The organism is Tsuneonella sediminis, from assembly GCF_051912845.1.
Classification (GTDB): Bacteria; Pseudomonadota; Alphaproteobacteria; order Sphingomonadales; family Sphingomonadaceae; genus Tsuneonella; species Tsuneonella sediminis.
Window position 1 is genome coordinate 139,634 of record NZ_JBNCBU010000003.1, and the last position, 25,207, is coordinate 164,840.

The 25,207-nt window shown below is 65.7% G+C and carries 26 protein-coding genes and 1 tRNA gene; 12 read left to right on the forward strand and 15 right to left on the reverse strand.

The features are described 5' to 3' along the window. Position 1: 1 nt before the first annotated feature. From ACPV3N_RS12575 to ACPV3N_RS12595, 5 genes are read right to left on the reverse strand one after another with little or no spacing between them, the layout of a single operon-like run. Positions 2–646: an inner membrane-spanning protein YciB gene (locus ACPV3N_RS12575; RefSeq protein ID WP_440118279.1), complete on the reverse strand. Its 645-nt coding sequence runs from the start codon at positions 644–646 to the stop codon at positions 2–4. Further along, positions 646–1,596: a signal recognition particle-docking protein FtsY gene (ftsY, locus tag ACPV3N_RS12580; protein WP_440118281.1), complete on the reverse strand. Its 951-nt coding sequence runs from the start codon at positions 1,594–1,596 to the stop codon at positions 646–648. Before ftsY ends, ACPV3N_RS12575 begins: the two co-directional genes overlap by 1 nt. Beyond that, positions 1,593–2,765 (reverse strand): MiaB/RimO family radical SAM methylthiotransferase, encoded by a 1,173-nt coding sequence (locus ACPV3N_RS12585; protein ID WP_440118283.1) that lies wholly within the window; start codon positions 2,763–2,765, stop codon positions 1,593–1,595. The genes ftsY and ACPV3N_RS12585 overlap by 4 nt, the downstream gene beginning before the upstream one ends. Further along, positions 2,762–3,574, reverse strand: a complete 813-nt coding sequence (gene dapF, locus ACPV3N_RS12590; RefSeq protein ID WP_440118285.1) for a diaminopimelate epimerase — start codon at positions 3,572–3,574, stop codon at positions 2,762–2,764. Before dapF ends, ACPV3N_RS12585 begins: the two co-directional genes overlap by 4 nt. A 52-nt stretch (positions 3,575–3,626) precedes the next feature. After that, a complete protein-coding gene (locus ACPV3N_RS12595) occupies positions 3,627–5,267 on the reverse strand; it encodes a putative bifunctional diguanylate cyclase/phosphodiesterase (RefSeq protein WP_440118287.1) in 1,641 nt (546 codons plus the stop codon). Between the two features lie 146 nt (positions 5,268–5,413). Here ACPV3N_RS12595 and ACPV3N_RS12600 point away from each other — a divergent pair, with 146 nt between their 5' ends. From ACPV3N_RS12600 to ACPV3N_RS12610, 3 genes are all read left to right on the forward strand, one after another. Beyond that, positions 5,414–5,806 (forward strand): EVE domain-containing protein, encoded by a 393-nt coding sequence (locus ACPV3N_RS12600; protein ID WP_440118289.1) that lies wholly within the window; start codon positions 5,414–5,416, stop codon positions 5,804–5,806. 83 nt (positions 5,807–5,889) lie between these two features. Continuing rightward, positions 5,890–6,072: a CsbD family protein gene (locus tag ACPV3N_RS12605; RefSeq protein ID WP_440118291.1), complete on the forward strand. Its 183-nt coding sequence runs from the start codon at positions 5,890–5,892 to the stop codon at positions 6,070–6,072. A gap of 177 nt (positions 6,073–6,249) precedes the next feature. Next, complete coding sequence (locus tag ACPV3N_RS12610) at positions 6,250–6,423, forward strand: hypothetical protein (protein ID WP_440118293.1); 174 nt, start codon at positions 6,250–6,252, stop codon at positions 6,421–6,423. 9 nt (positions 6,424–6,432) lie between these two features. Here ACPV3N_RS12610 and ACPV3N_RS12615 read toward each other — a convergent pair whose 3' ends face one another. Continuing rightward, positions 6,433–7,740, reverse strand: coding sequence for an MFS transporter (locus ACPV3N_RS12615; RefSeq protein ID WP_440118295.1), 1,308 nt, complete (start codon positions 7,738–7,740; stop codon positions 6,433–6,435). Between the two features lie 110 nt (positions 7,741–7,850). On the opposite strand from ACPV3N_RS12615, the gene pgsA reads away from it, so the two are divergent. Together pgsA and ACPV3N_RS12625 are read left to right on the forward strand one after the other, a co-directional pair. Beyond that, complete coding sequence (gene pgsA / locus ACPV3N_RS12620) at positions 7,851–8,456, forward strand: CDP-diacylglycerol--glycerol-3-phosphate 3-phosphatidyltransferase (protein WP_440118297.1); 606 nt, start codon at positions 7,851–7,853, stop codon at positions 8,454–8,456. 66 nt (positions 8,457–8,522) lie between these two features. Further along, positions 8,523–10,271: a DEAD/DEAH box helicase gene (locus tag ACPV3N_RS12625; RefSeq protein ID WP_440118299.1), complete on the forward strand. Its 1,749-nt coding sequence runs from the start codon at positions 8,523–8,525 to the stop codon at positions 10,269–10,271. Between the two features lie 9 nt (positions 10,272–10,280). Here ACPV3N_RS12625 and ACPV3N_RS12630 read toward each other — a convergent pair whose 3' ends face one another. Further along, a complete protein-coding gene (locus ACPV3N_RS12630; protein WP_440118301.1) occupies positions 10,281–11,177 on the reverse strand; it encodes a hydrogen peroxide-inducible genes activator in 897 nt (298 codons plus the stop codon). Further along, entirely contained in the window at positions 11,174–12,367 is a 1,194-nt protein-coding gene (rnd, locus tag ACPV3N_RS12635; protein WP_440118303.1) for a ribonuclease D, read from the reverse strand. The genes ACPV3N_RS12630 and rnd overlap by 4 nt, the downstream gene beginning before the upstream one ends. 157 nt (positions 12,368–12,524) lie before the next feature. Between rnd and aspS the strand changes: the two genes are divergently transcribed. Beyond that, positions 12,525–14,348 carry an aspartate--tRNA ligase gene (gene aspS, locus ACPV3N_RS12640; RefSeq protein ID WP_440118305.1) on the forward strand — a complete coding sequence of 608 codons (1,824 nt, stop codon included), beginning with the start codon at positions 12,525–12,527 and terminating at the stop codon, positions 14,346–14,348. A gap of 42 nt (positions 14,349–14,390) precedes the next feature. Here aspS and ACPV3N_RS12645 read toward each other — a convergent pair whose 3' ends face one another. Further along, on the reverse strand, positions 14,391–15,158 hold the full coding sequence (locus ACPV3N_RS12645) for a CsgG/HfaB family protein (protein ID WP_440118307.1): 768 nt from the start codon (positions 15,156–15,158) through the stop codon (positions 14,391–14,393). 202 nt (positions 15,159–15,360) lie between these two features. On the opposite strand from ACPV3N_RS12645, the gene ACPV3N_RS12650 reads away from it, so the two are divergent. The 6 genes from ACPV3N_RS12650 to ACPV3N_RS12675 all read left to right on the forward strand — a co-directional run bounded on the left by ACPV3N_RS12650 (position 15,361) and on the right by ACPV3N_RS12675 (position 19,341). Continuing rightward, positions 15,361–15,597 (forward strand): acyl carrier protein, encoded by a 237-nt coding sequence (locus tag ACPV3N_RS12650; RefSeq protein WP_440118309.1) that lies wholly within the window; start codon positions 15,361–15,363, stop codon positions 15,595–15,597. A 134-nt stretch (positions 15,598–15,731) separates the two neighbouring features. After that, the gene (gene fabF / locus ACPV3N_RS12655) at positions 15,732–16,991 is read left to right on the forward strand and encodes a beta-ketoacyl-ACP synthase II (RefSeq protein WP_440118311.1); all 1,260 of its coding nucleotides are present in this window, start codon (positions 15,732–15,734) and stop codon (positions 16,989–16,991) included. 1 nt (position 16,992) lies between these two features. Continuing rightward, positions 16,993–17,955, forward strand: a complete 963-nt coding sequence (gene mltG, locus ACPV3N_RS12660; RefSeq protein WP_440118313.1) for an endolytic transglycosylase MltG — start codon at positions 16,993–16,995, stop codon at positions 17,953–17,955. Further along, entirely contained in the window at positions 17,952–18,488 is a 537-nt protein-coding gene (locus ACPV3N_RS12665; RefSeq protein WP_440118315.1) for a 2'-5' RNA ligase family protein, read from the forward strand. The genes mltG and ACPV3N_RS12665 overlap by 4 nt, the downstream gene beginning before the upstream one ends. A 14-nt stretch (positions 18,489–18,502) precedes the next feature. After that, positions 18,503–19,177: a Crp/Fnr family transcriptional regulator gene (locus ACPV3N_RS12670; RefSeq protein ID WP_440118317.1), complete on the forward strand. Its 675-nt coding sequence runs from the start codon at positions 18,503–18,505 to the stop codon at positions 19,175–19,177. 87 nt (positions 19,178–19,264) lie between these two features. Then, positions 19,265–19,341 (forward strand) — tRNA-Met (locus ACPV3N_RS12675). 39 nt (positions 19,342–19,380) lie between these two features. Here the strand turns inward: ACPV3N_RS12675 and ACPV3N_RS12680 are convergent. From ACPV3N_RS12680 to ACPV3N_RS12705, 6 genes are all read right to left on the reverse strand, one after another. Continuing rightward, positions 19,381–19,785, reverse strand: coding sequence for an SRPBCC family protein (locus ACPV3N_RS12680; protein WP_440118319.1), 405 nt, complete (start codon positions 19,783–19,785; stop codon positions 19,381–19,383). Between the two features lie 176 nt (positions 19,786–19,961). Beyond that, on the reverse strand, positions 19,962–20,393 hold the full coding sequence (locus ACPV3N_RS12685) for a response regulator (protein ID WP_440118321.1): 432 nt from the start codon (positions 20,391–20,393) through the stop codon (positions 19,962–19,964). Between the two features lies 1 nt (position 20,394). Beyond that, positions 20,395–22,902: a GAF domain-containing protein gene (locus ACPV3N_RS12690; RefSeq protein WP_440118323.1), complete on the reverse strand. Its 2,508-nt coding sequence runs from the start codon at positions 22,900–22,902 to the stop codon at positions 20,395–20,397. A 207-nt stretch (positions 22,903–23,109) separates the two neighbouring features. Further along, a complete protein-coding gene (locus ACPV3N_RS12695) occupies positions 23,110–24,447 on the reverse strand; it encodes a PQQ-dependent sugar dehydrogenase (protein ID WP_440118325.1) in 1,338 nt (445 codons plus the stop codon). Further along, complete coding sequence (locus ACPV3N_RS12700) at positions 24,444–24,881, reverse strand: DUF2231 domain-containing protein (RefSeq protein WP_440118327.1); 438 nt, start codon at positions 24,879–24,881, stop codon at positions 24,444–24,446. Before ACPV3N_RS12700 ends, ACPV3N_RS12695 begins: the two co-directional genes overlap by 4 nt. 70 nt (positions 24,882–24,951) lie before the next feature. Beyond that, the gene (locus ACPV3N_RS12705) at positions 24,952–25,194 is read right to left on the reverse strand and encodes a hypothetical protein (RefSeq protein WP_440118329.1); all 243 of its coding nucleotides are present in this window, start codon (positions 25,192–25,194) and stop codon (positions 24,952–24,954) included. Between the last annotated feature and the right edge of the window lie 13 nt (positions 25,195–25,207).

The following is a 25,207-nucleotide window of genomic DNA, read 5'->3' on the forward strand; positions in this document are numbered from 1 at the left end:
TTCACGCCGTCGGCGGCGGCGTTTTTTCTTCTTCATCAAGGCCCTCGCGCGCCAGCCCGTGGCGCATGAGCATCGGGATCTGCGCGAAGGTGAAGACGAACGACAGTGGCATGAACACCCAGAGCTTGGCCCACAGCCAGTCGCCGAAGTTCAATTGAGTGCGCAGCACCTCGTTGAGCGCGGCGAGAAACACGAAGAAAAGGCCCCAGTTCCTGCTGAGCTTGAGCCAGCCTTCGCGGTCGAGCCCCTCGAACGCGGCCTCAAGCAGAATCTGGAGCAGCGCCTTGCCGCGCAGCCACCCGCCGATGAGCGTCACCGCGAACAGCGCATAAATGGCAGTCGGTTTGATCTGGATGAAACGTTCGTCGCGCAGCCAGATGGTCAGCACGCCAAACCCGACGATCAGCGCGGTAGAGAGCATCAGCATCGGCGAAATGCGACCGAGCTTCCATTTCGAGAAGACCAGCGCGGCCAGCGCCGCGACGATGAACGCGCCCGTGCTCTGGACGACCGCCATGATCTCGGCGGCAGGGGACGTCTCGTCCGGCTTCGACCAGCGATAGACGAGGAAGAACACGAGGATCGGCCCGTAGTCGATGGCGACGTTAAGCCAGCCCGAAGGCTTCCTGTCCGAACTGTCCGCCATCAGGCGACTCCTGCAATGACGCGCGCGACGAGATCGGGATCGAACGGGCGCAGGTCGTCGATCTTCTCGCCCACGCCGATGGCGTGGATCGGCAGCCCAAACTGCTCGGCCGCGGCGACCAGCACACCGCCACGCGCCGTGCCGTCGAGCTTGGTCATGACGAGCCCGGTCACGCCTGCTACCTCCTTGAAAATCTCTATCTGCGACAGCGCGTTCTGTCCGTTCGTGGCGTCGAGCACCAGGATCACGTCGTGTGGGGCCTCCGGGTTGAGGCGTCCCAGGACGCGGCGGATCTTGCCCAGTTCGTCCATCAGCTCGCGCTTGTTCTGCAGACGTCCGGCGGTATCGACGACCAGCGCGTCAATCCCGGTTGCGGTCGCTTCCTTGACAGCGTCGAACACGATCGAGGCCGGATCGCCGCCCTCGGGACCCTTGACGATCGGGACGCCGACCCGCTCCGCCCATGTCGCCAGCTGGCCGATCGCCGCCGCGCGGAAGGTGTCGCCCGCCGCCAGCATCACGCCGTAATCGTCTTCTTGCAGCCAGTGGGCGAGCTTGGCGATGGTCGTGGTCTTGCCGCTGCCGTTGACCCCGATGACGAGGATGACCTGCGGACGCGGAAACGCGGTGATCTCGATCGGCTTCGCGACGGGGCGCAGGATCGCGGCGATCTCCTCGGCCACCGCTTCCTTAAGTTCGCTTTCGGTTACGTTCAGGCCGAAGCGCTTTTCCGCCAGCTTATCGCGGATACGTCGCGCGGCAGCCGGGCCGAGATCGGAGACGATCAGCGCGTCCTCGACATCGTCGAGGGTCGCCTCGTCCAGCTTGGCGGTCCCGACCACGCCGGTCAGGTTCTCGCTCAGCCGTTCCGAGGTCTTGCGAAAGCCGCCGAACAGTCGCTCCGCCCAGGAGCGGTTGCGGTCCTCGGCGCGATCCTGCGGTTCGCTCATGCGAGCAGGCCTTCCTCGATTGATGTGGGGGTGATGGTCACCATAGATCCCGCCGGCGTCCCCATCGGCAGGCGCACGCGGGCGAAATCGGGGGCATGGCCCGTTCCGTCGCGTTCCGCGAGCACCGCGAGCGGGCGGCCGAGGTGCGCCGACAGCCATCCGGCGCGGGCTTTCGCCACCGCGCTTCGCAACTCTGCGGCGCGGGCGCGCACGATCGCGCGGTCCAGTTGCGGCATTCGCGCCGCCGGCGTCCCGGGTCGGGGGGAGTAGGGAAAGACGTGGCCGTGGACGATCCCGAGGTCCTCGACAACCGATACGTTGGCCGCGTGTTGTTCGCTCGTCTCGGTCGGGAATCCGGCGATGAGGTCCGCGCCGATCGCAATGTCCGGGCGGCGCGCGCGCAACCGTTCGACCAGCGCGATGGCGTCGGCGCGCAGATGGCGCCGCTTCATGCGCTTCAGGATCATGTCATGACCGTGCTGCAGAGAAAGATGGACGTGCGGCATGACCCGCGGCTCGCTGGAGATCATATCCTCGAGCAGGGGATCGATCTCGACGCCGTCGACCGACGACAGCCGAAGCCGTTGGAGCCCGGGAAACTCGCCGAGGATCGCGGCGACAAGAGTGCCGAGCCGCGGTGCGTCCGGCAGGTCGGCGCCCCAGCTTGTCAGGTCTATGCCGGTCAGTACCACTTCCGCAGCTCCGCGCGCGATGTCCGCTTCGGCGGCGCGAAGAACGTCCGCCACGCTCAGCGACCGGCTGGGTCCGCGTCCGCGCGGGATCACGCAGAACGTGCAGGCGTGGTCGCACCCGTTCTGGACCGCGACGAACGCGCGCGTGTGGCGCGATCGGCCGGTCGACCCTGCGGCAGGCACGTTCCACGCGCGCGGATCGAGCTTGGCGGCATTGGAGACTATGCCGTCGACCTCTGGCATCGCAGCAATTGCGCCCCTCTCCACCTCGGCCGCGCACCCGGTGACCAGCAGCCGGGCATGGGGCCGGTCGCGGCGGGTCCGCCGGATCGCCTGGCGCGTCTGGCGAACCGCCTCGGTCGTGACTGCGCACGAATTGACGACGACGGTATCCGGTTCGTCCGCGAGCAGCGTCCGGATGCGTTCGCTTTCGGACAGGTTCATCCGGCAGCCCAGCGACACGACCTCGACGCTCAAGCGAAGTCACCCCAGTCGAAGGTGCCCCGGAAGGATTCGGCCGCCGGGCCGGTCATCAGGACGCGCCCGTCGATGGCCCATTCGATCTCGAGAGGGCCGCCCGGCAAGTGGACGGTCGCCGCGCGGCCCGCGATGAGGCCACGGCGAATCGCGGCCACGGCCGTCGCGCAGGCGCCGGTGCCGCATGCGCGGGTGAGCCCCGCTCCGCGTTCCCATACCCTCAGGTCGATCGAGGCGGGACCGGTGACCTGGGCGACGTTGACGTTGACCCTTTCGGGAAAAATGGGATCGCGTTCGATCTCCGGACCGATCCGTTCGAGCGGCACGCCCTGAACGTCGGAGACGAAGAAGACCACGTGGGGGTTTCCGACGTTGACCGCAGCGGGGGCCTCGAGTTCTTCCCAGCCGACCGGCATCGAGAGGGTGTCCATCGCGTAGGCAAGGGGCAGCCGGTCCCATTCGAAGCGCGGCGCGCCCATGTCGATCCGGGCTCCGTGGCCGGTCGGCTCGACGGCGATCGTGCCGCCGGCGGTCTCGACCCGGGCTGGCTGGCCGTGGAGCAGCGCGACCGCACGGCTGGCGTTTCCGCACGCCTCGACCTCGCTGCCGTCGGCGTTGAATATCCGCATGCGGAAGTCTGCGCTCGTGGACTGCTCGAGGAGGATGAGCTGGTCGCAGCCGATCCCGGTGCGCCGGTCGGCGAGCGCGGCGACCGTTGCCGGACCGATCGGCGGCAGCGCGTCCGTGCGCGCATCGAGCACGACGAAATCGTTGCCGAGGCCGTGCATCTTGATGAAGGGAACCCGCATCGCGGATGGGGCTCTATGCGGGGGCGGGCCGCGCGTCCAGTGGCCCGCGCGGTCAGCCCGTCTTGCGCTGGTCCCCGTCGGCGGCTTCCGGAGTGGCGGGCAGCACGCGGGGCGCGGCCAGCTTGCCCGCACCCGCAAGGCGGGCGCGGACCTCGGTGATGCTTTCGGGCCTGCCGTAATAGTATCCCTGCCCCTTCAGCCGGCCCATCGCGCGCAGTCTATCGAGGATCGCGGTATCCTCGATACCCTCGGCGGTGATCGGCAGGTCGAGCCCGTCGCCGAGTGAGATAATCGCCCTCACGAGCCGGTCGCTATGGTCCTCGGTACCGAGGCCGGAAACGAAGCTGCGGTCGATTTTCAGCCTGTCGAACGGCAGCGTGCGCAGCTGCGCGAGGCTGGAGAATCCGGTCCCGAAATCGTCGAGGCTGATCGTTACGCCCTGGTTCTTGAGGCTGGTGATGATCGACCGGACCGCCCCGATGTTCTCGTGCAGACAGCTTTCGGTGATCTCGATGTCGAGCCGGTTGGGCGGGAAGTTGTGCTTGACCAGGAGCTTGAGGATCTTCTGGGCGAACCAGGGGTCGCGCAGCTGGACGGGCGAAATGTTGACCGAAAGGGACAGCGCCGGATCCCAGTCGCGAGCGTGTGCCAGAGCCTGGTCGATAAGGCTTTCGCTCAATTCGGCGATCACGCCGATTTCCTCGGCGACGGGGATGAACACCTCGGGCCCGACCAGTCCCAGGGTCGGCGATTGCCAGCGCGCGAGCATCTCGAAGCCGGAAATCTCACCGGTTTCAAGGTCGATCTGCTGTTCGTAAAAGGGCACGAACTCGCCGCGGGGGATGCCGCGCCGGATGCCGGTTTCGAGTTCGCTGCGGAAGCGCAGCTCGCTCTCCATCGCCTCTTCGAACCAGAAATGGCGGTTCTTGCCCTGCTTCTTGGCGTGGTACATCGCCATGTCCGCGCGATGGACGAGGGTGAGAACGTCGGCAGGCGCAGCGACCGCGCCGCGCTCGTCGAGATTGCTGGCGATACCGATCGAAACGGTGATCCCGAGTGAGAGCCCGTCATGCTCGGAGGGTTCTCCGACCCGTTCGATGAGCGTACCGGCGAGCTGGTCGATCCGGTCCGCGAATCGCGGATCATAGGGTACGGCGCAGGCGAACTCGTCCCCGCCCAGCCTGGCGAGCAGAGATCCCCGCGGCAACAGCGCGCGAATCCGGTCGGCGGTGATGCACAGCAGGCGGTCGCCTGCCTGGTGACCGTTGAGGTCGTTGATCGACTTGAAGTTGTCGAGATCGACCATCATGAAGGCGACCGCCTGTCCCGCGGCGTCTGCCTGGCTCAGCAGTTTTTCAGAGGCCGGCACGATGCTGCGACGGTTGAGGCTGCCGGTCAGCGGATCGGTTTCGGCGAGCTTGCGGGCCAGTTCCTCGGCCCGGCGGCGCACGGCGATTTCCTGTGTCAGTTCGGCGTACCGCCGCCATCCGAAGATCACCAAAGCGATGTTGAGCAGCAGCACGCTGACGAGGACCGGGTCCGGCGCGGCGCCGAGGCCCATCCACGAGCGGACCACCTGCGGCAGGACCATTCCTCCGGTGCCGACGAACAGCAGGATCGCCGCCACCGCGATGCCCAGCGCTACGAGGTCGCGCTCGGCGCGGCCCAGTGCCGGGTCTCCCGTGATGCTCACGCTGTACTTGCCGTGACCGCCTGGCAACTTCGCCCCCTGCTGTTGCGATGGAGCGGCTATCGCCTATGAGCCTGAAAATCGGGTTAAGCCGGGGTTAGGTAGCCTCGCCCCCCTCGGGAGACCATGAAGTGCCGCGTTACTGGTTGATGAAATCGGAACCTGACGCCTACAGCTGGGACGACCTCGTCGCACAGGGCGAAGGGACCTGGGACGGGGTCCGCAACTACCGCGCGCGCAACAACCTCGCCGCCATGGAAGTCGGCGACCGAGCCTTCTTCTATCACTCGAACATCGGCAAGGAGATCGTCGGCATCGTCGAGATCACCGAGGCCGGCATCGCCGATCCGACCGACGAGAGCGGAAAGTGGGCGGCAGTGAAGGTGCGTCCGGTCGAAAAGCTGGCACGCCCGGTCACGCTGGCTGAAATCAAGGCCGACAAGACGCTCGAGGATATCGAACTTCTCCGCCTGTCGCGGCTGTCGGTGGCAGAAATCCGGCCGGCTGAGTGGGAACATATCCTAGCGCTTGCAGAGGGTTAAGCCGGAACAACAGATCGCTTGACCCGTTGACCGGACGAGGCTTGCGGCAATCGCGCCGCGCCGTTCGATCAAGGAGATGCACCATGGGTGAACTCAAGGACAAGGCAAAGGGAATCGGCAACGAGGTTGCCGGTAACGCCAAGCAGATGACCGCCGACGCGACCGACGATCCGTCGCTCGACGCCGAGGGCAAGGCCCAGGAGCGCAAGGGCGAAGCGCAGAATGTGTCGGGTGAGATCAAGGGCGCCATGGGCGACAAGGTCTGACTTCCCGACACAGGTAATCGGTAAGGGGCCGTCCCGCGGGGCGGCCCCTTTTCTCTGTGCAAAGCGCTCCATGGTCAACGAAGACCATTAATGTCCCGCGGCGCGACAGGCGCGATTCGGCCGGAGCGTCATGGTTTCGAAAACGTTAAGCGGACCATGATGCGACGTTCTCTCGTAGTGACTGACGAACAGTCCCGGCACCCCTTCAGGGCCCAGCAGCCCCCTCACGTCTGCCGCGGTGGGCGCCTGATCCCGGCGCGCCGGCCGCGAGGGCTGTCGCGTGACGACCTGTACGGCTTCGCCGGGGCCTACTTCGCCTGCCTCGCAGCGGTCGCGATCTTCATCGTCTAGCGCCCGGATTCAGCAGTGCGCGACGCGTTCCGCGCGCAGCAGCAGCAGCCCGAGCCATGCCGAAATGAGGCACATCGCGGCGCTCAGCAGGAGGTGGTGGACGATGTCGAGCCCGATGGCCGACAGGCCCGTTGCGATCAGCGACCCGACCACCATCGCACCCGAATTGACGATGTTGTTGGCCGCGATCGTGCGGGCCGTCTGCGTCTTCGGCACGAAGGTCGTCAGAAACGCATAGAGCGGCACGACGAACATCCCCCCCGCAATCGCGATGCCGAGCAGGCAGACCAGCAAGGGGATCGCCATCGAGTGCGACACGAACTGGGAGACGCCGAGCAGGGTGCCTTCCGGTTCGGCCGGCCAAGCGCGACAGACGAAGTAGAACGCGAGCACGAACAGTCCCATCGCGATGACCGAAATCGGTGAATAGCGAGCGGACACGGTTCCCTTGAGAAGCGCGTTCACAGACATCGAGCCGATCGCCACGCCGACCGAGAAGATGACGAGGAACAGGCTCGCGACTTCCTTGCTCGCGGTAAGCACGTTCTTGGCGAGGGGAGGGAACTGGATGAACAGGACCGCCCCGATCGTCCAGAAAAAGCTGATTGCCATGATCGCGAGGAATACGCGGCGGTCGTGGCTGGTGTTGCGGACCAGCGCGATCGAACTGCGCACGAAGTGATAGTCCAGCGGCTCGACCTCGCCCTGGGCCGGTGCTTCGGGCACCTGCCGGGCGACGAGATACCCGACGACCGCGGTGACCACGACTGCTGCCGCTGCCGCCTCTACCGGTATCCACCCGGCAAGGATGGTGCCGAACAGGATGGCGATGTAGGTGCCCGCCTCGACGAGCCCCGTCCCGGCGAGCACCTCGTCCTCGCGCAGGTGTTGCGGCAGGATCGCATACTTGATGGGGCCGAAGAACGTCGAATGGACGCCCATTGCGAACAGCGCGAGCATCAGCAGGGGGATCGCCAGGAACTGGACTGCCACGCCCTTCCAGGCGAGCAGGAGGCCGATCGCGCCAACCCCCATGATCGCAATCTCGGACGCCTTGACGATGCGGATGATCCGCGCTTTGTCGCGCATGTCCGCCAGTTGGCCCGCGAGCGCCGAGAGCAGGAAAAAGGGCAGGATGAAAATCCCGCTCGCAATCGCGCTGAAGGTCCCTTCGGCCGCTTCCGAGTTGTAGACGCTGTAAACCACGAACAGCACCATCGCGGTCTTGTAGAGGTTGTCGTTGAAGGCGTTGAGTAGCTGGGTGATGAACAACGGCAGGAAACGCCGGCGGCGCAGCATGTGCGTGGAAACGGTCATGCAGGTCCTGTCGCCAGCCTCTCGGAGAGGCGGGTCTAGCGTGTCGCGCAGCCGGGACAAGCGTTAACGGCGCTTTTGCCACCGGCGCGGGTGCGCTAGGGCGGGTGCACATGCTCACGCTGCCCAACCTGCTGACGCTCAGCCGCATCCTGGCGGTTCCGTTGCTGGCGTTCCTGCTGTGGTGGCCCGACTGGCGGTTGGGTTATGCGATCGGCTTCGTCCTCTACTGCGTGATCGGCTTCACCGATTACCTCGACGGGTATCTCGCGCGGGCACAGGGGACGGTCAGCAAGCTCGGCCAGTTCCTCGATCCGATCGCCGACAAGATCATGGTCGCCGCGGTAATACTGGTGCTGGCTTCGCAAGGGTACATGCGCGGTCCCTACGTGGGCGACCTGCACGTCATCGCCGGGCTCATCATCCTGATCCGCGAAATCGCCGTGTCGGGGCTACGTGAATTTCTCGGCCCATTGCAGGTCTCGGTGCCTGTATCGCGGCTCGCCAAGTGGAAAACGACGTTCCAGCTCGTCAGCCTCGGCGCGCTCATTCTGGGCGGAGCGGTCCACGGCGCCCCCTGCGTCGTGCGCGGGGATTGCGGTCCACTGGCGGGCCAGTGGATTCATCTCGTCGGGCTGGGCAGCCTGTGGGCGGCCGCGGTCCTCACCCTGATCACGGGCTGGGACTACCTCAGGGTAGGACTCAAGCACATGGATTGAACGGTGCGGCTTTTCGCAACTGCACAATAGTTCGTGCGTTTCGGCGGAGGACTGCTAAGGGGGCGGATGCCTTTTCCCCCATTGCCGGATTTCCTTGCGGGCGCGCTGGCCGAGCGCGGCTACGCCGAACCCACCCCTGTCCAGTCTGCGGTGCTGCAACCCGATGCCGCCGGACGCGATCTTCTCGTTTCCGCGCAAACCGGATCGGGGAAGACCGTCGCCTTCGGTCTGGCGATGGCTGCTGAACTGATCGCAGAGGGCCGCGACGCGTTGCCCGTCGAGGCTCCGCTGGCCCTTGTCGTCGCACCCACGCGCGAGCTTGCCCTTCAGGTGAGCCGCGAACTCGTCTGGCTCTACGGTCCCGCGGGAGTCCGCATCGCGAGCTGCGTAGGAGGCATGGACCCGTCGAAGGAGCGCCGCGCGCTGCGCGCGGGGCCGCAGGTCGTGGTCGGTACGCCCGGACGCCTGCGCGACCATCTCGAGCGCGGCGCGCTCGATCTCTCCGCGATCCGGAGCGTCGTCCTCGACGAGGCGGACGAGATGCTCGACATGGGTTTTCGGGAAGATCTCGAGGAACTGCTCGATGCGACCCCGGAAGAGCGCCGCACACTCCTGTTCTCGGCAACGATTCCCGCCGCGATCGCCGCGCTCGCGCGCCGATACCAGCGTGATGCCCTGCGCATCTCGACCGTGGGCGACGAACGCGGTCATGGCGATATCGCCTACCAGGCCGTTACTGTCAGCCCTTCGGAGATCGAGCACGCGGTCGTCAACCTGCTTCGGTTCCACGAAGCGGAAACCGCGATGCTGTTCTGCGCGACCCGCGAAAATGTGCGCCGGCTCCACGCCACCTTGCAAGAGCGCGGCTTTGCCGTCGTCGCCCTGTCGGGCGAGCATTCGCAGTCCGAACGCAACCACGCCCTCCAGGCGCTGCGCGATCGGCGCGCGCGGGTCTGCGTCGCCACCGACGTCGCGGCGCGGGGGATCGACCTGCCTGCCCTCAGCTTGGTGGTTCACGTCGAGATCCCGCGCGATGCCGAAACACTGCAACACCGGTCCGGCAGGACCGGGCGGGCGGGCAAGAAGGGCACGGCAGTACTGATCGTCCCCTATCCCCGCCGCCGGCGGGTCGAATCGATGCTGCGCGGCGCCCGAATCGAAGCCGACTGGATATCCCCGCCGTCCGCCGACGATATCCGCACGAAAGACCGGCAGCGGCTGCTCGAAGGATTGCTCGCCCCGCAGGACTACGACGAGGAAGACCGCGCGCTGGCGGCCGAACTCCTGGCGAAGCGCAGCGCGGAAGACATCGCTGCCGCGCTGGTCCGGGTGCACCGCGCCGCACTGCCGCAGGCCGAGGACCTGATTCCCAGCACGCCTGAAGCGCACCGGGCCGACAAGCAGGAGCGGCACCGCCCGGGCTTCGACGATGTCGTATGGTTCCGGATGAATGTCGGGCGCCGCCACAACGCCGACCCGCGATGGATACTCCCGCTGCTTTGCCGCCGGGGACACATAACCCGCAACGAGATCGGCGCGATCCGCATCGGACCGTCCGAGACCTTTTTCCAGGTCCCCCGCACAATCGCCGACCGGTTTGCCGGCGCAGTGGCGCGGACCGCCGGTTCGGAAGACGGCGGCGACATCCTTATCGAGGCGTCGGCGCAAAGTCCGCGGGACATGGCGCGGGGACATCGCAAGGCGGGAGGCGCGGGCGGAAAGCCTCCGTTCAAGCGGAACGACGATCGCCGTGGACCTGCGCCGCGTGGGAAACCCGGAGGCAAGCCGCATCGAAAGGGCCCGCGGCAGGGTTGAGCGTGCGGATCAGCCTGCGCGCAGTTCGTCCGCAAGCAACTTGAATTCGTCCGCTCGGGGCGAATTCTTGCGCCAGATCAGCGCGATCTCGCGGCTCGGCGCCTTGCCCTTCAGCGGCCGGGCGACGACGTCGGTTTCGTGCAGTATCCCTGCATCGATGGCCATCTCGGGCAGCATCGTCAGGCCCAGGCCGTTGTCGACCATCTGCACCAGCGTATGGAGCGAGGTGCCGATCATCGTGGCCGAAGCGCGCAGTTCCGGCCGGTTGCACGCGGCAAGCGCGTGTTCCTTGAGGCAGTGTCCGTCCTCGAGCAGGAGCAAGCGGCCCTCGTCGATCATCGAGGCAGGGACTTCGGCGGGCGGATCGCGCGGATCGTTCTTGGGAAACGCGACGAATAGCCGGTCGTCAGCGATGTGCGCGCTTTCGACCTCTCCGGTGGCGAACGGAAGCGCGAGCAGGACGCAATCGGCGCGGCCGTGGTGCAGGCTTTCGACCGCGTGGTCGCTCGTCTCCTCGCGAAGGAACAGCTTCAGGTTGGGTCGCTCCCTGCGCAGGCGGGGCAGGATCCGCGGAAGCAGGAATGGGGCGATCGTCGGGATCACGCTCATGCGCAGTTCGCCGGAAAGCGGCTTGCCGCTCGCCTGGACGAGGTCCGACAGCTCCTCCGCCTCGCGCAGCAGCCGGTGGGCCTTGGCAACGACCTGCTCTCCCAGCGGGGTGAAGCGGACGACTCGCCGGCTCCGTTCGACCAGGGTCACCCCCAGCAGCGATTCCAGCTCGCGAATCCCTGCAGACAGGGTCGACTGCGAAACGAAACTGGCCTCGGCGGCGCGGCCGAAATGGCCGTGCTCGTGCAGCGCCACGAGGTACTGGAGCTGCTTGATGGTAGGAAGATAGGTGGTCACTCGGCCGCCTGCGCTTCCCCCTCCGGCACCTCGATCCGGGTCATCTTGAGCCGGCCGTTCTCGACTCCGAAGCCGAGCTTGCCCTCCACCAGTTCGAGCGCGTCCTTGCCAAAGACGTCATAGCGCCAGCCCTTGAGGACCGGCAGATCGCGCACTCCGGCGGCAAGCGCCTCCATCTCGTCGCTGCGGGTGAGCAGGCGCGCGGCCACATCGATTTCGCGGCTGCGGATCTTGAGCAGGAGCTTGAGCAGGTCGGCGACCAGCGCGCCTTCCTTGCCCAGTGGCGCGCCACGCTTGGGCTTGTCGGGCATTTCGCTCGCCGGGAGGGGTTCGGCCTTCTCGATGACCTTCATCAGCCGCTTGCCGATGTCGTTGTCCTTCCACGCCGCCGAAAGGCCGCGCACCTTGACCAGGTCGCCCTGCTGCCTCGGCGGGTGACTGGCAAGGTCAGCCAGGGTCTCGTCGCGCATGATCCGGCCGCGCGGAATATTCTTGTGCTGGGCCTCCTGCTCGCGCCAGGCGGCGAGTGCCTTCAGCCGTCCGAGGACCGTCGCGTTGCGGCTGGGCGCGCGAATGCGCTGCCACGCCTGGCTGGCGTCGTTGGCGTAGTTCGCAGGATCGGCGAGCTTGTCCATCTCGGCGTCGAGCCAGGCGCCGCGGCCCGTCTTGAACAGCTTCTTGAGGATCTTCGGAAAGATCGCCGACAGGTGCGTGACGTCGCCGATCGCGTATTCGATTTGCCGGTCGGTCAGCGGGCGGCGGCTCCAGTCGGTGAACCGCGCGCCCTTGTCGACTGTGAAGCCGAGCCAGCTTTCGACGAGGTTGGCGTAGCCGATCTGTTCGGACTGGCTGATCGCCATCATCGCCACCTGGGTGTCGAAAATCGGGTGCGGGGTCTTGCCGGTGAGGTTGTAGACGATTTCCACGTCCTGCCCGCCGGCGTGGAAGACCTTGAGCACGTCCTCGTTCTCGCAAAGGAGGTCGAGCAGGGGCGCGAGGTCTATCCCGTCGGCCAGCGGATCGATCGCCGCGGCCTCCTCGTTGTTGGCGATCTGCACCAGGCACAGTTCGGGCCAGTACGTGTTCTCGCGCATGAATTCGGTGTCGACCGTAACGAAATCGGATTTCGCAAGCCGCTCGCACAGATCGGTGAGCGCATCGGTCGTGGTAATCAGGTCGTGTATCTTCATCGTACTTTTCTTGTTTCCCGGGCGGAGTGCCGCCCTCGGGATCGCCGGATGCCTTGACAAAGCACCCCCGTTCCCCTGTTAGCGCGCGCGATTTCCGCTATGGGAGCCGCGCGCGCCGCGCCCTAGCGCCATACCCGCCAAAATGGAAAGATTTTAGATGCACGCCTATCGTACCCACAGTTGCGGTGCCCTGACCAAGGCCGAGGTCGGCCAGACCGTCCGCCTGTCGGGATGGGTGCACAACAAGCGCGATCACGGCGGGGTCCTGTTCGTCGACCTGCGCGATCACTACGGCATTACCCAGGTCGTCGCCGACAGCGACAGCGCTGCGCTGCCCGTGCTGGAGAAGCTCAAGCTGGAATCGGTCGTCACCATTGACGGGACGGTCAAGGCGCGGGCCGAGGCGGCAGTGAACCCGAACCTGCCCACCGGCGAGATCGAGGTTTTCGCGCACGAGGTGACGGTGCAGAGCCGGGCGGACGATCTGCCGCTGATCGTGAACTCGGCGGAAGATTATCCTGAGGAAACGCGCCTCAAGTACCGCTTCGTCGATCTGCGGCGCGAGCGCGTGCACGCCAACATCATGCTCCGTTCGAACGTCATTGCCTCGCTGCGGCGGCGGATGATCGAAAAGGGCTTCACCGAGTTCCAGACCCCGATCCTCGGCGCCTCGTCTCCCGAGGGCGCGCGCGACTACCTTGTGCCGAGCCGCCTTCATCCGGGCCGCTTCTACGCGCTCCCGCAGGCGCCGCAGATGTTCAAGCAGCTTCTGATGGTCGCCGGGTTCGACCGCTATTTCCAGATCGCGCCGTGCTTTCGCGACGAGGACCTGCGCGCGGATCGCAGCCCCGAGTTCTACCAGCTCGACTTCGAGATGAGCTTCGTCACCCAGGAAGACGTGTTCCAGGCGATCGAGCCGGTGCTTGCAGGCGTGTTCGAGGAATTCTCGGGCGGGAAGAGCGTGACCCCCGCAGGCAGCTTCCCGCGCATTCCCTACCGCGAAGCCATGCTCAAGTACGGCACCGACAAGCCGGACCTGCGCAACCCGCTGATCATCTCCGATGTTTCCGGCCACTTCGAAAAATCGGGCTTCGGCCTGTTCGAGAAGATAGTCGGTACCGGCGGTGTGGTTCGCGCGATTCCCGCGCCTTCGACCCATGAAAAGAGCCGCAAGTTCTTTGACGAGATGAACGACTGGGCGCGCCGCGAAGGCTTCGCGGGTCTCGGCTATGTCACCCGCAAGGCCGGCGAATTCGGCGGCCCGATTGCCAAGAACCACGGCACCGAGGGCATGGAGAAGCTCTTTGCCGAGCTGGGCCTGGGCGAGAACGACGGATTGTTCTTCGCCGCCGGCAAGGAAAAGGACGCCGTCCGCCTCGCCGGTGCTGCCCGCACCCGCGTCGGCGAGGAACTCGGCCTGATCCCGGAAGACCGCTTCGAGTTCTGCTGGATAGTCGACTTCCCGATGTTCGAATACGACGAGGACGCCAAGAAGGTCGATTTCAGCCACAACCCCTTTTCGATGCCGCAGGGCGAGATGGAGGCGCTGGAGACGAAGGATCCGCTCGACGTGCTCGCCTGGCAATACGACATCGTCTGCAACGGGTACGAGCTGTCCTCGGGCGCGATCCGGAACCATCGCCCGGACATCATGTACAAGGCCTTCGAGATCGCCGGCTACAGCCGGGAAGATGTCGACGCGAACTTCTCGGGCATGATCGAGGCGTTCAAGCTCGGCGCGCCGCCGCACGGAGGCTCGGCCCCGGGCATCGATCGCATCGTCATGCTGCTCGCCGACGAGCCCAACATCCGCGAGGTCATCGCCTTCCCGCTGAACCAGCGCGCGCAGGACCTGATGATGGGCGCTCCGAGCCAGGTGTCGCCGCGCCAGCTGCGCGATGTTCACATCCGGTTGATGGAGCAGCCGAAGACCGATGCGCGGCCCAACCCGGACGCGCTCGTCGCTCCAAAGGCAGGCTAGGGCTTGGCGGCGGCCGGTCGGACCGCCGCACAGAGGGATCGCTCAGTTGGCTTTCGGCGCGGCCGCGGATGCGTCGTCCGGCAGTCCGCCCAGCCGTGTGACGAGCTTGGTAAAGGCGTCGAGATAGGCCAGCACGATGACCTGGCCAATCTCGGTGTTCTGGTAGCCGGTGCCGCCCGCTGCGCCGAACCCGCCCCACCAACCGCCACCCGCTCCTCCGCCGAAGCCGATGTCGGACTTGCGCGCGTATCCTTCGACCAGCGCCTCTTCGACGGTGGTCCGCGCATTCACGATCGAAAGCGTGACGTTCGCTTCCTTCTTCTTGACGTTGAGACCGCCTGCAATACCGCCGAGGAACCTGCGGCCGAGCAACCCGCCCGCCAGCGCGCCGATACCCCCGCCGCCACTGTTCGAGTTGCTCGTCACGATGTCTGGCTGGAGGAAGTAATCCGCCGCCTTCACCTGTCCCTTGCCGATGTTCGAGTTGTCCTGCAGCTCGCCGTTGTCGGCCAGCGCCCGCTCCATCGCGCGGTTCTGCAGGCTGCGTCCGCGATTGACGAGAGTGAAGCAACCCGACTGCTGCACGAACACGCGTAGAATGGCTTCCGGGCTTCCCAGGCTGAGTTCCCGCCACCACTGGGTGTCCGGTTCGACGATCGCCACGGTGCCCAGGCTTTGCGTGCAGCGCGGAATGTCCGCCGTGCCCTTTGCCTGGGCCTTGCGCCCGGATGATTCGTCGTTGGCGTGCGCTGCACCGGAGACGAGCAGGCCCAGCGCCGCCGCGGCGCCGAATACCGACCTTGCAATCATGGGTACCCCCTAGAGTTCGACCAGAAAGCCTCGCTGTTGCGATTGGCGGACCATCGACCCTCGCCCTCCTTACCCCCGAATACGGCATGAATCCATCCGGGGAACGAGGGCGGTGCCCGCGCCTTGCGGCACTTGCACAGTCTTGCTGCGTTCATTAGGGCGACAGGCAATTCGAAAACCCCAGTCTATAGAGGGAACACTCATGAGCGATACCGCCGACCGCGTGCAGAAGATCGTCGTCGAACATCTCGGCGTCGAGGCCGACAAGGTCACACAGGACGCGAGCTTTATCGATGATCTCGGCGCGGACAGCCTCGACATCGTCGAGCTGGTCATGGCGTTCGAAGAAGAATTCGGCGTCGAGATCCCGGACGATGCGGCCGAGAAGATCGCTACCGTCGGCGATGCGACCCGGTATATCGAAGAGCACAAGGGCTGATTGCCCATCCCGCCGCGCTCGCTTGACCGGATTGGGCGGGGCGACGGGGCCTTGTCGCGGCACTGCCGCGATGGGATTGGTGGCAGGCTCGGCCCTTCGCGGGGTCCGGGCCTGTTCCGTATACGGAGAGAAACATGCGTCGAGTGGTCGTAACCGGACTGGGCCTCGTCACCCCGCTGGGAGCGGACGTTGAAACGACATGGACGAACCTTGTCGCGGGCAAGAGCGGAATCGGCCCGATCACCCGCTTCGACGTGTCGGACCAGAAGGCCAAGATCGCGGGCGAAGTGAAGCCCGCCGATCATCCCTGGGGCTTCGACCCGAACAAGCGCGTCGATCACAAGGTCCAGCGCCAGGTCGATCCGTTCATCGTCTATGCGATCGACGCGGCAGGCCAGGCGATCGAGGACGCTGGCCTCGAGAACATGACCGACGAGCAGAAGGAGCGCGCGGGCGTTTCGATCGGCTCGGGCATCGGGGGCCTTCCGGGAATCGAAAGCGAATCGCTGGTCCTCGCCGAAAAGGGTCCGGGCCGTGTCAGCCCGCACTTTGTCCACGGACGCCTGATCAACCTCACCAGCGGACAGGTTTCCATCAAGTACGGCCTCATGGGACCCAATCACTCGGTCGTCACCGCGTGCAGCACCGGCGCCCATTCGATCGGTGACGCCGCGCGCATGATCAAGGACGGCGATGCCGACGTCATGCTCGCAGGCGGGGCGGAAAGCACGATCAACCCGATCGGCATCGCTGGTTTCGCGCAGGCCAAGGCGCTCAACATGAGCATGAACGACCAGCCCGAAAAGGCGAGCCGCCCGTACGACAAGGGCCGCGACGGTTTCGTCATGGGCGAGGGCGCAGGCGTCATGGTGCTCGAGGAATACGAGCACGCCAAGGCCCGCGGCGCGAAGATCTACGCCGAAGTTGTCGGTTATGGCCTTTCGGGCGACGCCTATCACGTCACGGCTCCGCACCCCGAAGGCAAGGGGGCCGAGCTGGCCATGAAGATGGCGCTGCGCAAGGCGGACATGCAGCCGGGCGACATCGACTACGTCAACGCCCACGGCACCTCGACAATGGCTGACACGATCGAGCTTGCGGCGGCCAAACGCGTGCTCGGCGACGACCTTTCCGGTGCGTCCATGTCCTCTACCAAGAGCGCCATCGGGCACTTGCTCGGTGGAGCCGGCGCGGTCGAGGCGATCTTCTGCGTGCTGGCGATCCGCGACCAGATCGTGCCGCCAACGCTCAATCTCGACGATCCCGACGAAGGGACCGAGGGCGTCGACCTCGTGCCGCATCACGCCAGGAAGCGCGAGGTCAAGGCCGCGCTGTCGAACAGCTTCGGCTTCGGCGGCACCAATGCGAGCGTGATCTTCAAGAAGGTAGACTGAGGTGAAGCGCCTTCTCGTCGTCGCCGCGCTCGTCGGCGCGTTGGCGTTCGCGTGGTTTGCATTCGGCTGGTACGGGACTAGCAGCGTCGAGGAGGAAGCCGCCTTCACCGTGCCCGAGGGCGCGACGCTGACCAGTGTTGCGCGCAAGCTGGAGGACGAGGGCCTGATCGGCTCGGCCGACAACTTCCTGCTCCGCGCCAAAATCCTCGGCAGCGGCGATCCTGTCCAGCGCGGCGAGTTCGCGCTGCCGGCCGGCGCCAGCCCGGCTTCGATACTCGACACCCTACAGCATGGCCAGGCGATCCGCCGCTTTGTGACGGTCCCCGAAGGGATGCCCTCGATCATGGTCTACGAGCGGCTGATGGCCGAGCCGTTGCTGACCGGCCCCGTCCCCGTGCCGGAAGAAGGATCGGTCCTTCCCGATACCTACGATTTCGAGCGCGGAGACGCCCGCACCAAGGTACTGGCCCGGATGCAGGCGGCGATGAAGACCTATCTCGCCGAAGCCTGGGCGAAGCGCAAACCGGGCATCGCGGTGTCGACCCCTCAGGAAGCGGTGGTCCTCGCCTCCATCGTCGAGAAGGAAACCGGCGTCGCCAGCGAACGGCGCATGGTCGCGGGGCTTTATTCCAACCGGGTGAAACAGGGCATGCCGCTTCAGGCCGATCCCACGATCATCTACCCGATCACCAGGGGCAAGCCGCTGGGCAGGCGGATCCGCCAGTCCGAAATCGCCGCGGTGAACGGGTACAACACCTATACCATGAGCGGGCTGCCGAACGGGCCGATAACCAATCCCGGGCGCGAATCGATCGCGGCAGTGCTCGATCCGGCGAAGACCGATGCCCTTTACATGGTGGCCGACGGGAAGGGCGGGCACGTCTTCTCGACGACCCTTTCCGAGCACAACGAGAACGTTCGCAAGTGGTTCGCCATCCGGCGCGCGCGCGGGGAGCTTGATTGAACCCTGAAGGCGATCTCGCCCCGCTGATCGTCACCGCCGAACTGCCCGAGGCGCTCCAGTCGCGCGCCGACCAGCTGCGTGCCGCGCATTTTCCCCCCGAGCGCAATCATCTGAAGGCGCACGTCACTCTCTTCCACGCCTTGCCGCCGATGGTGGAGGGCGAATTGCGAGACGCGCTCGCGGTGGAGGCGCGGGCGGCGCCGGTGCGGGCCCGGCTGGAGGGGGTGATGAACCTCGGCAGAGGAACCGCGCTGCGCCTGTGCAGCCCCGGGATGCTCGAATTGCGTGAGCGGATTGCAGACCGGTTGCACGGCCTGCTCACCCCGCAGGACCAGCAGGCGCCGCGGCTCCACGTGACAATCCAGAACAAGGTCGCACCCTCGGTCGCAAAGGCCCTTCAAGCTGCTCTCGCGCGGACGCTGGAGCCGCGCGACTTCACCTTCGCCGGCCTTGCGCTCCATCGCTATCGCGGCGGACCCTGGGAAACCGTGCATCGCTGGCCGTTTCGCGGTAATCCTCGCCGCAGCGATTGAACGGGAGCGTCCGCATGCAGCCGAGCGAACTGCTGTTCCACCTGGCCGCAGCGCTGCTGATCGGATCGGCGCTTGTGCGCACTGTGCGCGCAGTTCGCATTCTTGCGATGGCGGCCGGGCTCGCCACGATGAGCTGGAGCCTGGTCGTGGGCAATCAGGGAAGCGTGCTGGCTTGGTCTGCCGCGTTCGTGGCCGTCAATGCCGCGCAGGCCATGTTGTCGGCTCGGCGGTTGCGCCGTGGCGACATGCGGGCCGAGGAACGCGCGCTGATCGAGGATATCCTGAGGGTCGACGAGCCGGCGCGCCAGCGGCGGCTGGTGGGACTGCTTTCGTGGCGCGACGCCGGCCCCGGCGAAGTTCTGATCCGGCAGGGCCAGGAGCACCCGCCGCTGATCTACGTCGCCTCGGGCGCAGCGGGTATCGAACTCGACGGCCGGCTGGTCGGGGTTGCGGGGGCGGGCGATTTCCTCGGCGACATGAGCGTCGCGACGGGGGAACCAGCGTCGACAGCGGCAGTGGTGACCAACGCCATGCGGATTGCCATCGTCGACAAGGACGCTCTGGCGCAGTTGGCGGAAGTCGCACCAGAGATCGGGGCGGCGTTCGACAGCGCGCTCAATCGCGCGCTCGCTGCCAAGATCCGCCGGATGAACGAAGCTGCAGCGGGCAACGTCAGGCCCTCTTCGTGACGTGCATTTGCCCGGTTGACCCGATGAAACCCCGGCCCTAAATGCGCCGCCTGCCCGGCGCTCCCCAAGCGCGGGGCCTGCCCCTGGGGCGGAGTAGCTCAGCCGGTTAGAGCAGCGGAATCATAATCCGCGTGTCGGGGGTTCGAGTCCCTCCTCCGCTACCATGATTACCGATCAGCGAACTGTCAGCGCGATGCGAGGCTTCACGATGCTGGCGCGGCTTTGAGCGCTTTAGCCAGTTCATCGAGCGCCAAAGGCCAGTTTTCCGCGTGAGCATCGCGCGATTGCCTCGACACAAAGCCCGAATGCGTCAGCCTGAGCATCGTCGCGTTGCCCTCGGGTTCGAGCACAATCCGCAAGACCGTCTCGGCACCGCCGGTGCCCGCGTCGGTGCCATTCCCGGTCAGCCAGGTGGTTTCGATCAAGCGGTCCGGGTCGAGTCGCAGGAAGCGCCCGTAATGTGGGTGACGACCCCACTCGTCACGATTGTAGAAGAACCACGCCCGGCCCTCCCGGGGTTCCATCGACAAGGTGCCCCGTTGCGCGAACCAGAGATCGAAGTCGGTCGTCCACGCTGCGTAGAGGGATGCCGCGCCCGCAGCGAACATACGCTCCGCTGTTGCAGATAGACAGGACGATCCCAACGCTGGCAGGGGAATGGGCGGCATCCGGGAACTCTATCCAGATCTGAATGCGACGCTACCCTGCAGCCGAGGTCCTGCCCGCATCTTCGTTGACCGGCCGGTTCAGCCAAGGCCGTTCAGCTCCCCGCAGTCGTCCCCGGTCAATACAGATGCACCGACGAGGGTAGTTTCGGCACCTCGCGACCCGCCAGCTTCGCTTCGACCGCGTGGAGCGCAGAGCGCAGGCTGCGTTCCACGATGGGCTTGTGCAGACACCCCACCGCGACCGGGCGCCCACTTTCCCCAGGACAGTTGCCAGTGGCGAAAAGCACCGGGATACCCCGTTCGCGCAATTCACGCGCCACCCGCAATCCGCTTTCGCCCATTGCAAGCTGGATATCGACCAGGGCGAGATCCGGCGGGCTCGTCTCGACTACCTCGATCGCCGACGCGAGGTCGTCGGCATTCCCGACGGGTAGATATCCCGCTTCCTCGAGCATGAACTCGAGTTCCATGGCAACGAGGGCCTCGTCCTCGACAATCAGGACACGAAGCCCGCTGGGCCCGGCTTCTCGTGGCGGCGTCGTCCCCATGTCAGTCCTTCTCGTGGACCGGGACGGCTATGTCGAACCGCGCGCCCTTTTCGCAGGCCGGAACCGACAACTGCCCGCGAACCTGCCGGAGGAGCGAGGTCACGATCTTCATTCCGAGACCTCCGGAGCTTGCCGGATCGAACCCTTCGGGCAGGCCGACCCCCTGGTCCTCGATCCGTATCGATACATGGTCGCCTTCATCATAAAGCCCGACGAAGACTTCACCGCTTTCTCCGGCGGGGTAGGCGTACTTCATCGTGTTAGTGATCAGCTCGCTGACCACGAGCGCGAGCGGAACGGCTTGCGCAAGGTCCATGACGATTCCGCGGTCGATTTCGGTGCGAAGCGAGATCCGGTCGCTCGATCCCATCGACTGCATCGCCTCGTCGGCAAGGTCAGCGAGATAGTCACCGAAATCGACACGGTCGTGATGGCTTGTCGCATAGAGGCGGTGGTGCATCGAGGCGATTACCGCCACCCGATTGCGCGCCTCCTGCAGGCTTTTCGCGAGGTCCCCTTCGCCAGCCTTGCGTGCTTGCAACGTCAGCAGCGACGTCACGACCTGCAGGCTGTTCTTGACCCGGTGATTGACCTCGTGAAGCAGGATGTCCTTCACCTTCAGCGCTTCGGCGAGCTCGGCGGCCCGCTTCTGCTCGTCGGCGATATTGCGGACCTCGATGATCGTCCCGATCGTTTGCGATGCTTCGTCCCGAATGGGTGAGGCGGTGAAATGGACCGGGTAGAAGGTCCCGTCGCGGTGGACGAAGATCTCCTCCCCCTCGGTCTGCGCGTTTTCCGGAAAGGCGCGGTCGATGGGGCACTCGTGCAGGGGATAGTGCGAACCGTCCGGCCGGGTGTGATGGATTATGTCGTGCAGCGCCTTGTCCTGCATCTCGCCGAACGAGTACCCGGTCAGCTCCTCCGCGGCGGAATTGGCATACACGCAGTGCTGTCTCTCATCCATAAGGAAGACGGCCATGCGGGTGTTGTTGAGGACGGCATCGAACCGCAGGCTGATTTCGCGCAGCGCCTTTTCGGTCTGTTTGCGCTCCTTGATCTCGTCCGTTGCCGCCCGGAAAAGCCGCGCATTGTCGATTGCCACGGCGGCCTGGGCGGCGATGCCGAGGATCAGACGTTCGTGCCGGTCGGTGAACTGGGCCCTGTCGGGATGACCGAAGAACAACCCTCCGATGACCTCGCCCGACCGCGACTTCACCGGTACCGCCAGGTAACTCGTGACGGGGAGATGGCCTTCGGGCATTCCCTTGTGGGGCGCGTTTCGCCCGTAGCGTGCGTCGGCGGTGATGTCGTCCGATCGCACCGGGCCGTCGCCGTCGAACGTGGGGGCGAAGATGTCCGTCTTGCGGGGCATGGGGAACTGCGCGAACGCCTCACGCTCGACCCCCGAGAGCGTGTAGAGCATGTATGACGCGCCATCGGGATCGGTCACGTTGTAGAAGAAGGCCCCGAACGCCGCCCCGGTGAGGGCGACTCCTGCGTCGGTGACCTGCTGCACCACCTGCTCGAGATCGAGCTCGCTCGCGATCGCCTCGCCTGTACGGTTCAAGGTCTCGAGGGTCCGCCGCTCGTCCTCGAGCGCCATCTCGGCACGCTTTCGCTCGATGATCACGGCCGCAGTCCGGATGACGAAATCGACCATCTCGATATCTGCCGGCAGCGGCTCGCGCGGGTGGCGGTGATACATCGCGAACGTGCCCAGAACCTGGCCGGCCGACGAAAGGATCGGCATCGACCAGCAGGCCAGAAGGCCATGCGCGAGAGCCAGATCCTTGAAGTCAGACCATTTCGGGTCCGTCCTCACGTCCGAGACGAACACCGGCTCGTGCGTGTAGGCCGCGGTCCCGCACGAACCGACCGCCGGGCCGATTGCGATTCCGTCGATGGCATCGTTGTACGCCTTGGGAAGGCTGGGCGCGGCGCCGTGCAGCAGACGCTTGCCTTCATCGTCGAGGAGCAGGATCGATCCGAGCGTTTCGGACTGGGTTTCCTCCTCGACGGTCCGAAGCAGCATCTCCAGCAGGTCCGCGAGGCTTTCGTCGCGGAAAGCCGCCTCGAGCATTCTGCTCTGGGCGGCGCGGAACCGTTCGGCGCGCGTGCGTGCGGTGACATCGGTCCCCTGGACGAAGATGCCCGTGACCTTACCCGACACGTCCTTGATCGGCTGGTTCACGAAATCGACGAAAATCGCGTCGTCACGCCCGTGCAACCGCACCTCGACCGCTTCGCCGACGTATGGCTGCCCCGTCCGGTAGACCTCGTCGAGGATGTCGAGAAAACCCTGCTCCACGGCCTCCGGGGCCGCCGCTGCCATGGGTCGTCCGATCAGGTCCCTGTCGCCGATCAGGGCCTTGTACGCCGGGTTCACGAGTTCGAACACGTGTTCGGGACCGCGCAGAAGCGCCATGAAACCGGGAGCCTGCTCGAACATTTCCGCCAGGAGACCCGCATTGACCGCGAGGTCCGCGTGGCGGCCGACTTGCTGATCCATGTCCGACGAAATTCCTCCCCGAGCCGAGGCCTGCCGGGCGTATGACAGGCGCGGCAATATCTTATTGGCGGACCCGATGCCCGCATGAGCGTCCTCGATCCGACCGAGGGAACCTCGGTCACGCAATGAATCGGCACGCGTTGGGTTCCCGGCATAGCCGGAAAAGAGACCGGGATTCCGGAAGCCTGCAGGCTGCGCTGGGCGCGACTATTCTATCCGGCGGGCTCCAGGCCCACGATCGGGGGTCTCTGGGCGCGCAGGGCCGGCGATCCGCCAGATGGTGTTGGAAACGTCGTCCGCCACGAACAGCGCGCGCCGCTCGGGGTCGAAGAGCACGCCGACCGGGCGCCCACGCGCGTGACCGTCCTTGAGAAATCCGGTGGCAATGTCGATCGGCTTGCCCGCAGGCCGGCCACCGCGGAAGGGGACGAAGACCACCTTGTATCCCGAGGGATCGCTTCGGTTCCAGCTTCCGTGCTGGCCCACGAAGGCGCCATTCACGAAGGGTCCGCCCAATCCGCCATCGACCGCGAAATCGAGGCCGAGGGCGGCGACGTGCGAGCCTAGGGCGTAATCGGGGATGACCGCCTTGCGCACCAGATCGGGCCGCTGCGGCCGGATGCGCGGATCGACGTGCTGGCCGTAATAGCTATAAGGCCATCCGTAGAAGGCACCCTCGCGCACCGAGGTCAGATAGTCCGGCACGAGCTGCGGACCGAGTTCGTCGCGTTCGTTCACCACCGTCCACAACTGTCCGGTCGAAGGATGAAAGGCGAGCGCCGTGGGGTTGCGCAGACCCGAGGCAAATATGCGGCTTGCGCCGGTTTCGCGGTCGATCTCCCAGACGACGGCGCGATCTTCCTCCACCTCCATGCCGCGCTCGCCGACGTTGCTGTTGGATCCGATGCCGACATAGAGCCTGGAGCCATCCGGGCTGGCGGTCATCGCCTTGGTCCAGTGATGGTTGATCACCGCCGGCAACGCGGTCAACTCGGTGGCGGGCGCGGTTATCCTTGTCGCGCCGTTTGTATAGGGAAAACTGACGAGGTTGCCCTGGTTGGCAACGTAGATCGTGTTGTCGACGAACGCGAGGCCGTAGGGCGCGTCGAGCCCGTCGATAAAGGTCGTCTGCAGGTCGGTCCGGCCGTCGCCGTCGATATCGCGCAGAAGCGTGATGCGATCGCCGCCTTTCACCGAACTCTTGCCCCGTTTCTTGATCAGGCCGGCAATCACGTCCTTGGGCCGCACCTTCGGTGCATGTCCTCCCGATCCTTCCGCTACGAGCAGGTCGCCGTTGGGCAACAGAAGCATCTGCCGGGGGATGCTCAGGTCCTTGGCGACCGGTGTGATCGTAAACCCCGCTGGCACCGTCGGAAGATCGCCCCCCCAGCTTGCCGGCGTCGGGATTTCCATTGCCGGGACCAGTGAATCGTTCTGTTCAGGAAGTTGCGGGGTGGCGCCCGTCTGGTCGAGCGCGGGGTCGCTTTCGACCTGGCACGCCGCGAGGGCGAGGATGAGCGGGAAGAGAAGGGATAGCCGGTTCATGCGCGGTTCTCCGGGTGGATCGTGCCCGAATAGGCGATGAGAGCGGCCACAAGGGCGAGCACGGTGCACGCGATCGACATCACGAGGCCGGCGGTCCCGACGGAGTGCCAGCCGTCGCGTGCGTGGTGGAATGCATTGACGACGCCGATTACGAACATCGCGGCGATCACTACAAGGTAGAGAAAACCTCTACCTCTGGCGTGTCTCGCCCGTCCGAGAAACAGGCCGAGCGCCGCCCAGGCGAGCACAAGGCCGGCGAAAAAATCGGCGCCGGCGATCAGCCACGACGAGAAGTTGGACCACTGGATCACGGCCGTGTTGAGATAGGTGATGTCGGCTAGCAACGCCGAAGGATAAAGGGCGACGGGGAACGCCAGCAGTATGGCATGCAAGGGGTTCGTGAATGCGCGCGCTCGATCGATTGTCGCATTCATCGGCAGTTCTCCTGGCTTTCGGACGTCGCGTCCATTTTTAATCCGCGAACGCCGGAAAAGTGCCGAGATTCTATCCGACGATTGCCGGAAAGGTACCGAACGCCATCGCGGCGGCTGCAAGGCCCGCAGCGGCAACGCCGATCGCGCCGCCCTCGACGCGGTAGCGGATGAGGGCGACGGTCAGCGCAGCGATCCCGGCGACAAGCGCGCCGCCCGTAATCCATCGCGCGATTGCGAGCCCGGGGAACACCAGCGCAGCCCCGTACGACACGGCAAAATGCAGCGCCCAGACCGTAAAGGCGAAAACGAGCATGCGGTACACCGCG

What these genes read in the sequence shown, in the direction of transcription:
- aspS (WP_440118305.1), top strand. Translation starts at nt 12,525, where the DNA reads ATGCACGCCTATCGTACCCACAGTTGCGGTGCCCTGACCAAGGCCGAG.
- ACPV3N_RS12600 (WP_440118289.1), top strand. Translation starts at nt 5,414, where the DNA reads ATGAAATCGGAACCTGACGCCTACAGCTGGGACGACCTCGTCGCACAG.
- ACPV3N_RS12575 (WP_440118279.1), bottom strand. Translation starts at nt 646, where the DNA reads ATGGCGGACAGTTCGGACAGGAAGCCTTCGGGCTGGCTTAACGTCGCC.
- ACPV3N_RS12695 (WP_440118325.1), bottom strand. Translation starts at nt 24,447, where the DNA reads ATGAACCGGCTATCCCTTCTCTTCCCGCTCATCCTCGCCCTCGCGGCG.
- ACPV3N_RS12605 (WP_440118291.1), top strand. Translation starts at nt 5,890, where the DNA reads ATGGGTGAACTCAAGGACAAGGCAAAGGGAATCGGCAACGAGGTTGCC.
- dapF (WP_440118285.1), bottom strand. Translation starts at nt 3,574, where the DNA reads ATGCGGGTTCCCTTCATCAAGATGCACGGCCTCGGCAACGATTTCGTC.
- ACPV3N_RS12615 (WP_440118295.1), bottom strand. Translation starts at nt 7,740, where the DNA reads ATGACCGTTTCCACGCACATGCTGCGCCGCCGGCGTTTCCTGCCGTTG.
- ACPV3N_RS12670 (WP_440118317.1), top strand. Translation starts at nt 18,503, where the DNA reads ATGCAGCCGAGCGAACTGCTGTTCCACCTGGCCGCAGCGCTGCTGATC.
- rnd (WP_440118303.1), bottom strand. Translation starts at nt 12,367, where the DNA reads ATGAAGATACACGACCTGATTACCACGACCGATGCGCTCACCGATCTG.
- fabF (WP_440118311.1), top strand. Translation starts at nt 15,732, where the DNA reads ATGCGTCGAGTGGTCGTAACCGGACTGGGCCTCGTCACCCCGCTGGGA.
- ftsY (WP_440118281.1), bottom strand. Translation starts at nt 1,596, where the DNA reads ATGAGCGAACCGCAGGATCGCGCCGAGGACCGCAACCGCTCCTGGGCG.
- ACPV3N_RS12700 (WP_440118327.1), bottom strand. Translation starts at nt 24,881, where the DNA reads ATGAATGCGACAATCGATCGAGCGCGCGCATTCACGAACCCCTTGCAT.
- ACPV3N_RS12650 (WP_440118309.1), top strand. Translation starts at nt 15,361, where the DNA reads ATGAGCGATACCGCCGACCGCGTGCAGAAGATCGTCGTCGAACATCTC.
- ACPV3N_RS12690 (WP_440118323.1), bottom strand. Translation starts at nt 22,902, where the DNA reads ATGGATCAGCAAGTCGGCCGCCACGCGGACCTCGCGGTCAATGCGGGT.
- ACPV3N_RS12625 (WP_440118299.1), top strand. Translation starts at nt 8,523, where the DNA reads ATGCCTTTTCCCCCATTGCCGGATTTCCTTGCGGGCGCGCTGGCCGAG.
- ACPV3N_RS12645 (WP_440118307.1), bottom strand. Translation starts at nt 15,158, where the DNA reads ATGATTGCAAGGTCGGTATTCGGCGCCGCGGCGGCGCTGGGCCTGCTC.
- pgsA (WP_440118297.1), top strand. Translation starts at nt 7,851, where the DNA reads ATGCTCACGCTGCCCAACCTGCTGACGCTCAGCCGCATCCTGGCGGTT.
- ACPV3N_RS12685 (WP_440118321.1), bottom strand. Translation starts at nt 20,393, where the DNA reads ATGGGGACGACGCCGCCACGAGAAGCCGGGCCCAGCGGGCTTCGTGTC.
- ACPV3N_RS12680 (WP_440118319.1), bottom strand. Translation starts at nt 19,785, where the DNA reads ATGTTCGCTGCGGGCGCGGCATCCCTCTACGCAGCGTGGACGACCGAC.
- ACPV3N_RS12705 (WP_440118329.1), bottom strand. Translation starts at nt 25,194, where the DNA reads ATGCTCGTTTTCGCCTTTACGGTCTGGGCGCTGCATTTTGCCGTGTCG.